This window comes from Kitasatospora sp. NPDC096128 (genome assembly GCF_040303105.1).
Taxonomy (GTDB): domain Bacteria; phylum Actinomycetota; class Actinomycetes; order Streptomycetales; family Streptomycetaceae; genus Kitasatospora.
Window position 1 is genome coordinate 1 of the sequence record NZ_JBEOSP010000066.1, and the last position, 1,047, is coordinate 1,047.

General features: G+C 58.7%; 1 protein-coding gene. It reads right to left on the reverse strand.

The genetic code is table 11. From position 1 onward, the window contains the following. Positions 1-177: 177 nt before the first annotated feature. Positions 178-957 carry a tetratricopeptide repeat protein gene (locus tag ABTY61_RS38685; protein ID WP_350509904.1) on the reverse strand — a complete coding sequence of 260 codons (780 nt, stop codon included), beginning with the start codon at positions 955-957 and terminating at the stop codon, positions 178-180. Between the last annotated feature and the right edge of the window lie 90 nt (positions 958-1,047).

Consider the following 1,047-nt stretch of genomic DNA (forward strand, 5'->3'; position numbering starts at 1 on the left):
AAGCCCGAAACCGACCACACGGCAGCTGGGGCAAGCCACGCAAGGCACGGAGAACGTAGCCGCCAGCGGCTCAGGAGCGATCTACAGCTGGAGTATTAGTAGCTAAGCGTCCTCCGAGGGAAGCGCTGCGGTGAGGATCATTTTGCAAGGATTGAGTGAGTGGGTGATCCTTGCCGATCACCGTGCACCGAAGACCCGGTACTTCGAATAAACATTTTCACCGGTGCTGAGGTTGATTAGATTCTTGATCGGCTTGCGTGCTGTTGCGTCTGCTTCAGTCAGTTCGACCCAGTCTCCGTCAACGAGTGTGCCATGCACTTCATGACTTCGGAGTTCAACCGAAATCAGACCGAGCGGGCCCTCTCCGGAATGACTGTATGTCTCAACTCGGCATGTTAGTTGGGTCATCGCTGCAGGCTTGCCGCGCCAAGGGACTACCTGCTGGCGAACCTGCCTGGCGATGCCAATGACAGCCGACGGTGAAGAGGGCTTATGGGGAGGCAGGGCACGGGCTGTGGGTGCCGAAGGCGGTGACTGCACCTGCCGAGGCTCGGGGGCGGAGGTGGTCTCCGACCCAGACACTCCTTCGGCCTGACCGATGCGACACAGTTCCGCCAAGGCTCCCTGGTGTTTCGGGTTTGCCACGATGGCCCGCGCAAACCATGTCTTGGCTACCTCGCCATTTCCTGCTCGGCGTGCGAGTACACCCAGATAGTGGCAGGCGTTCGCATTGCTCCCGTCGAATTGGAGAGCGTCGAGGAACTGCCTGTAGGCGCCGCTTTCATCACCGCTCTTCAGGTGGAGGAGTCCGAGGCCATAAGTGGCCGCTGAGTGGAGGGATGCGTCTGTGGTATTTTTGAGAACCCACATGTAGATTTGCTCTGCCTCTGTGTACTGGCCCTGGGTAAGCAGTTGACTTGCTTGCGCTAATTTGGCGGACGCTGCTTGCGTAGTCATTTAGAGCTCCAAATTGTGAGGGGTCCCTTGCGCAAATGACCGCATTGCCTGCATTTAAGGGCCTTGGCCCGGGTCGCCGGTGATGCTGGG